12 protein-coding genes and 2 pseudogenes are annotated in these 7,041 nt (G+C 40.1%); 11 read left to right on the plus strand and 3 right to left on the minus strand.

Features of this window, described 5'->3' with window-relative positions; genetic code table 11:
- The first annotated feature begins 516 nt into the window (after window positions 1-516).
- From ACFFAP_RS33950 to ACFFAP_RS33965, 4 genes are all read left to right on the plus strand, one after another.
- Window positions 517-654 (plus strand): hypothetical protein, encoded by a 138-nt coding sequence (locus ACFFAP_RS33950; RefSeq protein ID WP_375515337.1) that lies wholly within the window; start codon window positions 517-519, stop codon window positions 652-654.
- Window positions 655-945: 291 nt separating this feature from the next.
- Window positions 946-1,278 (plus strand): 4a-hydroxytetrahydrobiopterin dehydratase, encoded by a 333-nt coding sequence (locus ACFFAP_RS33955; RefSeq protein WP_375515347.1) that lies wholly within the window; start codon window positions 946-948, stop codon window positions 1,276-1,278.
- Between the two features lie 56 nt (window positions 1,279-1,334).
- Window positions 1,335-1,550, plus strand: coding sequence for a hypothetical protein (locus tag ACFFAP_RS33960; RefSeq protein ID WP_375515338.1), 216 nt, complete (start codon window positions 1,335-1,337; stop codon window positions 1,548-1,550).
- Entirely contained in the window at window positions 1,547-1,870 is a 324-nt protein-coding gene (locus ACFFAP_RS33965; protein ID WP_375515339.1) for a thermonuclease family protein, read from the plus strand. The genes ACFFAP_RS33960 and ACFFAP_RS33965 overlap by 4 nt, the downstream gene beginning before the upstream one ends.
- Window positions 1,871-1,969: 99 nt before the next feature.
- Here the strand turns inward: ACFFAP_RS33965 and ACFFAP_RS33970 are convergent, their stop codons facing one another.
- A complete protein-coding gene (locus tag ACFFAP_RS33970; protein WP_375515340.1) occupies window positions 1,970-2,143 on the minus strand; it encodes a hypothetical protein in 174 nt (57 codons plus the stop codon).
- Between the two features lie 121 nt (window positions 2,144-2,264).
- On the opposite strand from ACFFAP_RS33970, the pseudogene ACFFAP_RS33975 reads away from it, so the two are divergent.
- Window positions 2,265-2,411, plus strand: a pseudogene (locus tag ACFFAP_RS33975) (IS6 family transposase); the annotation flags it as partial.
- 199 nt (window positions 2,412-2,610) lie between these two features.
- Complete coding sequence (locus ACFFAP_RS33980) at window positions 2,611-2,916, plus strand: DDE-type integrase/transposase/recombinase (RefSeq protein WP_375515348.1); 306 nt, start codon at window positions 2,611-2,613, stop codon at window positions 2,914-2,916.
- A gap of 53 nt (window positions 2,917-2,969) precedes the next feature.
- On the opposite strand, the pseudogene ACFFAP_RS33985 reads toward ACFFAP_RS33980, so the two are convergent.
- Window positions 2,970-3,593 (minus strand): annotated as a pseudogene (locus ACFFAP_RS33985) (transposase); the annotation flags it as partial.
- 75 nt (window positions 3,594-3,668) lie between these two features.
- On the opposite strand from ACFFAP_RS33985, the gene ACFFAP_RS33990 reads away from it, so the two are divergent.
- The 4 genes from ACFFAP_RS33990 to ACFFAP_RS34005 all read left to right on the plus strand — a co-directional run bounded on the left by ACFFAP_RS33990 (window position 3,669) and on the right by ACFFAP_RS34005 (window position 5,294).
- Entirely contained in the window at window positions 3,669-3,965 is a 297-nt protein-coding gene (locus tag ACFFAP_RS33990; protein ID WP_375515341.1) for a transposase, read from the plus strand.
- A gap of 2 nt (window positions 3,966-3,967) precedes the next feature.
- Window positions 3,968-4,507: a transposase gene (locus ACFFAP_RS33995; RefSeq protein ID WP_375515342.1), complete on the plus strand. Its 540-nt coding sequence runs from the start codon at window positions 3,968-3,970 to the stop codon at window positions 4,505-4,507.
- A 141-nt stretch (window positions 4,508-4,648) separates the two neighbouring features.
- Window positions 4,649-4,876: a hypothetical protein gene (locus ACFFAP_RS34000; protein WP_375515343.1), complete on the plus strand. Its 228-nt coding sequence runs from the start codon at window positions 4,649-4,651 to the stop codon at window positions 4,874-4,876.
- Between the two features lie 169 nt (window positions 4,877-5,045).
- Window positions 5,046-5,294: a hypothetical protein gene (locus ACFFAP_RS34005; RefSeq protein ID WP_375515344.1), complete on the plus strand. Its 249-nt coding sequence runs from the start codon at window positions 5,046-5,048 to the stop codon at window positions 5,292-5,294.
- 209 nt (window positions 5,295-5,503) lie between these two features.
- On the opposite strand, the gene ACFFAP_RS34010 is transcribed toward ACFFAP_RS34005, so the two are convergent.
- Complete coding sequence (locus ACFFAP_RS34010) at window positions 5,504-6,340, minus strand: phytanoyl-CoA dioxygenase family protein (RefSeq protein ID WP_375515345.1); 837 nt, start codon at window positions 6,338-6,340, stop codon at window positions 5,504-5,506.
- A 348-nt stretch (window positions 6,341-6,688) separates the two neighbouring features.
- On the opposite strand from ACFFAP_RS34010, the gene ACFFAP_RS34015 reads away from it, so the two are divergent.
- A partial coding sequence (locus ACFFAP_RS34015) for a hypothetical protein (RefSeq protein WP_375515346.1) occupies window positions 6,689-7,041 on the plus strand: 353 nt, incomplete at its 3' end.

Consider the following 7,041-nt stretch of genomic DNA (forward strand, 5'->3'; position numbering starts at 1 on the left):
TATATGGGATTTGGGCTGATTGGCGACTTTTCTTAACAGGACGACCAGATTTAGCAACTATTGTACGAGAGCGTTCTTCTCGACAAGCTTGCAACAGCCAAACCCGTTGTCGCTTAATAGGTGGAGATGACTAAGCCCAGTTTCACAATAAATGATGCTTTACTAAAACTGAAGTCATAGGTGAATAGGTGTAGTGCATCATTGAGGCGCTGCTGTTAGAAAAATCAGCAAAGGTAGCATGGTGTAAGTTTATTAGAGTTGCATTCGCTTCAGACATATCGTTAGTGATTCACCGAACTCAATACCTGACTTTTCACGGGATAATGGATTGTAGAACCCGTTGGCGTTTGCTCTTTGCGAACACGAATGATCAAAGCACCGTTGGCAGTAGTGTCTCTTCATAGAAGGGCTTTGGGAGCCTTAATCTAAAGTCTAGCTCAAAATATATTTGATTCGGTGAGTCCTCTGAATGTAGACGGGTTGACCACATTCTCTTAACTGGCTTTCCCATTGCTTATGGCATTTCTTAATCTGGAAGTGCCACAAGCGATCGCTTATCAAAGAAAAAATCAGCCTTCTGTGCGAATCAAAACAATAGCTATCCCTATCATTCAACCCTTGGATTACTTTTCTAACCTTTTAGGTTTTGATTGACGTCAGATGTAGAATTTTAGTCGATTCAAGGGAGTAGTAGTAAGCTGAAATTAGAGGCAGACTACTGAATTAGGGATTATCTCTAATCACAACTGATTCAGCACACTCAATTGAAATTGTGACTCGTGAAGGAGCAAGAACAGTGGAAGCTTTACTACAAAAAACTTGTGTTCCCTGTAGTGGTGATTCGCCGCCAGTAACTGGAACCTATCCCACTATTCTAAAAATACCTACTTCTTTCCGTAAAATGCGCTTGAAAACCTTGAGTTTTCGTTTTAAGTTCTCAATAAGCTGAAGCTTTATAGCACAAATATTATTAGTGGGATAGGTTCTGAGACTGAAATTGCTGAACTTCAGCCTCAGATACCTAATTGGAAGATGATTGAGGAGAATGGTGAGTCACATCTACAGCGTGTCTACAACTTTCCTGATTTTCAGACAGCACTAGCCTTTACTCAACTAGTGGGTAAAGAGGCTGACAAACAAGGACATCACCCCGCTTTACTGACCGAATGGGGCAAGGTAACAGTTACTTGGTGGACACACGCGATTCAAGGACTGCATCGCAACGATTTCATTATGGCAGCTAAGACTGATGATATCGCTACTGGGTTTACTAACTAGAGCAGTGGGGCTTCAATAATATTGTGCTTTCTTAATATTGTGACAACATTAGCAATATGAAGCGATTGTGGAGAACTGCCATAATTTTAACTGCGATCGCTGGAGGTATCATCACCGCTATCTTGATTTTCCAAAGAACTAACCAGCCATCCATCACCCTTACCGAAGAATGGATAGCTACACAAGTGATAGATGGGGACAACATCACAGTCCGCCAAACCGATGGCAGCCAAATGTCAGTTGAGCTTTGTGGAATTGATGCCCGGAAATGAAACAAGCTCAAGCCCCAGCACAACCATTGGCTAATGGAGCAAAAGATAAATTACTCAAGCTAGTCGCTGCTGCCGAGAACCAACTGATAATCGCTCCAGTCGCAAAAGACAGCGATGGGCGCACTGTTGCTGAAGTCATGGCTCGTGGACAGGGTGAGGCTGAGATCAGTTTTCAGGAAGAACTGCTTAAAAGCGGCTTGGCTAAAACGCGGCTTGGTGGGGTGGAATGCCCGAATCAAATAGCTTTTGAACAGGCTCAGAGGATAGCGATCGCTGCTCATGCTGGGATGTGGAAGCAGTCAAATTTGCAAAAGCATTGAGAAGGTTGTGTCCATTTTGTTAAGAAAAATCTAACTCCATTAGTTAGTCTACAATCTTTCTAAAAAGCTTAAGAACACTAATGAATCAGTACCTTTTATTCAATCCCACCAATAAGTAATCATGACTGCATCACAGTCGTGTTGAACATTATTACCCAATAGTGACCCTTCTAATCGAGTTCTTAATCGACGCTGAAGTTTGAAACTATATTCTTCATTTGTGCCATCAGTTACTTCTACTGAATCAGCGTGCCACTTTTTGCCTAAGTCCAAAAGCTCGGATACCTTTGTGTCTTGGTTCTCACACAGGATATAAGGTTGTGTTGCAAAAACTAGGGCTAGTCTGGTAGAAATGTAGTTATGCCAATAGTTTTGTATCAAATTTAGCCCATTAATGAACCCAAAAGAACCGTTTAAATGGCGTCATTTCCAATCTAAGATCATATTGCTATGTGTGCGGTGGTATCTGCGATATCCACTTTCGTATCGGCATTTGGAAGAAATGATGGGAGAGCGGGGACTATTGATAGACCACACAACGGGAGCAATGCGATTTTGTGAGGTGCTAAAACCAAGAACGGAAATAGGGTATTTCGGGATGCGATCACAACGAAATAAACCTGGTTTTATTGAGAATATGGCGATGTAGTTGATAATTAAACCCCGATCTCACATTTTCGCATTGCTCCCCCACACAATACACAACAGTGTATCGTTGGGTACAAGCTTATGCACCAGAAATTGAGAAGCGATGCAGAGCATACTTAAATCAAAGCAATGATTCTTGGCGCGTAGATGAGACATACGTGAAGGTAAAGGGTGAATGGAAATATTTATATCGAGCTGTGGATTCATCTGGTAATACTATCGATTTTATGTTGAGTGCCAAGCGCGATGCACAAGTCGCAGAAAGATTTTTTCGTAAAGCTTTAAAAGCTTGTCATAACAGAACTCCACGAATAATTAATGTATATAAAAATGCCGCTTACCCAATCGCAATTGCTCAACTCAAAAATCAGAACTATTGCCTGATGATTGTGAATTAAGACAAGTCAAATATCTAAATAATAATCACCGAACAAGCAATACTGTTGCCAATTTACGAGGGTTCAATGCCTGTAGCAATGGGACGAATGCGTCCTAAAGAAGTAAGTTTGGCAAAAATCTGAGTTAATAAAATAGGCTCAGGGATTTCGGGAAGCATTTTTAACATTTCACGAACATATCGAAAACCACGGTAGTAAGCCTTAAGATCAATAATGCCGGAGTCGGGATTGTGTTGACGAAAATCTAATAGTTGATGATGGGATAAGTTGACCATAAAGAATGCTAGATTAGCAGCATTAGTTACAGCAGTTTGACTTAAGTTCATGAAATCTTCTAATCCCCAAAACTGCTTGGCATCACGAAAGTTAAACTCAATTTGAAAACGAAGCTTGTAGTAATCGATTATCTTTTCGTATGACAACTCCAGGTCACTAGTAAATAGAATTACATGACTACGAACATTAGTTTTAAGATTGGTTTTGACCAAAATAACTATATTTAGTGCTTGGGCAAACTCTTTGTGAAGGAGAGTGCATTGATAAATATCAGTTTTAATATCCTCCTCAATGGTACTTTTGCATAAATACTCGTCAGATATATTACAATAGTCAATCTTCTCACCGTATTTACGACGGGAGCGAATATTGGAGTCAGGGTTTTGGTAAGGTATGTATAGAACCCATTTGATATCTTTGAGGTGAACAAGTAAAATCGGCAGAAACAGTGGAATAGAATCAGGTCAGGGCGAAAAATGGCATATTCAAGCGACGTAACAGACAAAGAATGGGAAATTATCGAGCCATTATTGCCAACCAAGAAGAAAACAAGACCCCCTGTGTGGACAAAGGGGCAAATTTGGAACGGGATATTTTATCAACTTAAGAATGGTTGCAATTGGGCAGACTTACCTAGAGATTTGCCGCCCTACTCTACTATGTTCTGGTATTACAAGCAGTGGTGTGAAGATGGCATCCTTGATCCAATTATGGCTAATTTACATCAGGGAGTACGTGAACAAGTAAAAAAAAACCACAGTGGACAACCCTAATCATGATTGATTCACAAGCGGTCAAAAATACTTGTAATGCCAGTATTGAGTCGAAAGGATTTTGTTTTTACAAAGCGACCAACGGGATTAAAAGACATCTAGCAGTAGATATATTGGGTTTCCCCTTCTTCACTCACTGCACTACCGCCGACGTATCTGATGACCAGGGGTTGATTGAAATCTTTTCACAAAATATCGATTATTTCAAATCTAAACCACTGGATTTGCCCAAAACAACTATTTTAGTAGATCATGGCTACCATCCTGAAAAAATTATCCCAGCCTTGGAGCAAATTTATCCCCAGATCATGACCAAAATCCAATTTGAGCTCTCTGCCAAGCCATCAAAAGCTGAAAAGGAAGCCAAAGGACAATCCGAATTTGTTCCAGTGGCTGCTAGATGGGTGATAGAGAGATCGAATGCTTGGGTAGAGCGATGTAAAAGTTTAGTCAAAAACTTTGACCGGACACTCGCTCGTGCCAATGCCAAGCTCAAGCTTTGTTTTATCCGATTGATGCTCAAACGACTAGCTGCTAGCTAGAAAAAAGATATTAAATGGGTTCTATAGAAGTCAAGGGAAAAACGGTACTTGTTCTTTCTATGCTTACGCTACTATTTATGTAAATAAGAAGTATAAAAGAGTAACCAAAGCTTAAAAGCTGTTCAGCAACAAAATACCTTGGTGGCAATTATCACGTATCTTTTGGCATTAATTGAGCCTTTAAATCTGACAATTGAACGATTATATTTAGATAGGGAGTTCTTCTGCGTACCTGTAATCAGATGGTTGCAAGCTTTGGATATTCCATTTGAAATGCCAGCTATTATCCGAGGCAAACATGGTGGAACCAAACAATTAATTAGAGGTAGGCGGAGTTACAAGACCAGTTACACAATAAAGCAGCGATAAATATGGTTCAGTAACTTTTCCCGTGTGGATAGTTTGCACATATAAAAATGGTAAAAGACGAGAGCATGGGCGGGAATTTTTTGTTTACGCTGTCTATAAAGTTAAGTTAACTTTACAGCTTATACATGATGACTATCGTCTACGTTTCGGGATTGAGAGTAGTTATCGCATGAAAAACCAGTGCCTAATCAAAACTACTATTAAAAATCCCACTATTCGGCTTCTATTTGTAGCTATAGCTTTTTTAATTATTAATATATGGATTTATCTAGTGTGGCATTATCTGAGCCGATTAAAAAGAAGTACTAGACAGGTTTTCTCTCATTTATTTACTCTCAAACAGATGCTTGAGTTTTTACGCCAAGCAGTAGACCGCAACTATGGGGTAGCCTGCGAAGTTTGTTTACCATCCGGCTGATTTTGGTTGGTCTTTGGGGCTTATTTATAAGTTGAGCTTATAGTTTATCCAAGGCAATCAGCTTTTTTACATTCCTCAAAAAACTGTATCATACACTACTATTTTTTAGCGATCGCAGAAGTTTTCGATCTACTGAATGTATTAAAGGCGGCGATAAATAGTGAAATTGGCAAGTCCTTTTAAATACCATTAGCTCACTCTTTTATCAGCTAGTTAGCTAATGATAACTGCCTTTTGTCATGCTGCGAACCAAAATACTCAGAGTAGGAGTAGTTGCGAACCGACCGCGTCTGCCATTCGGTGACAATAGCCTTGCGGGTGAGTGATGGATTGGATGCAGGCATAGTGCCATGAATGACGTTTGGATCGAATAAGACTACATCACCCTTATTAATCGAGAATGGAACTCTTGGTAGACCTTTTGTGAGAGAGGCTGTCTTCTGACAAACCACTTTCCAAATAGCTCGGTTTTCCAAAAATGCACTCTCTGAATCATTCGGTAACGGTGAGCGAAGCAACTTAAAAATCTCTGGGTTGCTGCCCAGAACCTCGTCATAAATACGAATCCGCTCATTGTTGTGCGTTCCAGGTATCACATAAAACATTCCGCAGTCTGGATGGATATCTTCGAGGGCACACCATGCACGACAGACTTTATCAGGTGGATCGCGGAACAACATCACTGTGTCCGAGTGCGGTTCGCGGCCTCTCTCCCATAAACTTGTAGAGCCATATTGAAGTACCGCCTCTTCTTGAAAAAGGGCATTTAAATACCAACGAAGTGTCGGATCATTTCTAAGACTTTTTGTGGGTTCATGATTATCATCGAGGGCTAGTAATTCCTCCCCAAAGGCTTTTTCGTTTTCCAGTGGGTCTTTTCTCCAAGGAAATTTTTGATAAATGCCATGTCGGCGTTGAATTTCCTCACAAGCTGCTACATGAGCATCTACTAGTTCCAAAGGCAGAATCTTTTCGAGTACGACGTAACCGTGCTTACGGTAGTGGTCGATCCACGAGCTATTAGCTTGTTCGCTGTTAGTGAGCATACATTTAGTTAAAGATTTGTTTAAAAGTTTAACTGAGATAGATAGTTAAATTTATCACCTGAACTTGAATAAAAATGGAAAAACATAATACCAGTTCATAAATTTTTACCAAGTATATTGGGAAATTACTTTTAATACTACTAACACTACATTAGTGGCGATCGCATTTAGTTGTAATTTGTCAAAGTTCTATCACCAAAAATGTTGGTATTAGGCGTGATAGTTGGTATTGTATTAGGATTCCTGTTGCTAAAAGATAAAGGCTGATTGCTGATGCGATCGCCATATACATAGCATATTTTGTGGTGTACTGACTTGAAAGCGAATAGAAAATTGCGAGGAGTGATAGTGACTTTGGAAAAACTTTTTACCTGGTTTTGGCAGTGTGTTTTATTAACTGCCTCAATAGTAACGTATACTCATCCTGTTCTAGGTAAGGAGACAGCAAATGCAACCTCTAAGCAACTGTCACTCCAGCAGACAGCAGCTAATCAAGTCGAACTCAGTCATGAGATTTTGAACCTCAGCGATGTACAATCTGCTCTTACCAGCGCTACATCCTTATTAAGGACACCCCATCAGCAAAACTCTGTCTCCGAACTCAGCCAAGCAGTAACTCCGGTGATGTCGGTAACAGATGTGAAAATAAATACCACAAATAAAGGAATAGAGGTAATTTTAGTCACGCCCAGTTCTGAGAA

It is taken from the genome of uncultured Nostoc sp. (assembly GCF_964245575.1).
Classification (GTDB): Bacteria; Cyanobacteriota; Cyanobacteriia; order Cyanobacteriales; family Nostocaceae; genus Nostoc.

Excerpts from the sequence above, each read along its gene's own strand:
- ACFFAP_RS33950 (WP_375515337.1), top strand. The coding sequence starts at position 517 with ATGGCATTTCTTAATCTGGAAGTGCCACAAGCGATCGCTTATCAAAGA.
- ACFFAP_RS33960 (WP_375515338.1), top strand. The coding sequence starts at position 1,335 with ATGAAGCGATTGTGGAGAACTGCCATAATTTTAACTGCGATCGCTGGA.
- ACFFAP_RS33965 (WP_375515339.1), top strand. The coding sequence starts at position 1,547 with ATGAAACAAGCTCAAGCCCCAGCACAACCATTGGCTAATGGAGCAAAA.
- ACFFAP_RS33990 (WP_375515341.1), top strand. The coding sequence starts at position 3,669 with ATGGCATATTCAAGCGACGTAACAGACAAAGAATGGGAAATTATCGAG.
- ACFFAP_RS33995 (WP_375515342.1), top strand. The coding sequence starts at position 3,968 with ATGATTGATTCACAAGCGGTCAAAAATACTTGTAATGCCAGTATTGAG.
- ACFFAP_RS34005 (WP_375515344.1), top strand. The coding sequence starts at position 5,046 with ATGAAAAACCAGTGCCTAATCAAAACTACTATTAAAAATCCCACTATT.
- ACFFAP_RS34010 (WP_375515345.1), bottom strand. The coding sequence starts at position 6,340 with ATGCTCACTAACAGCGAACAAGCTAATAGCTCGTGGATCGACCACTAC.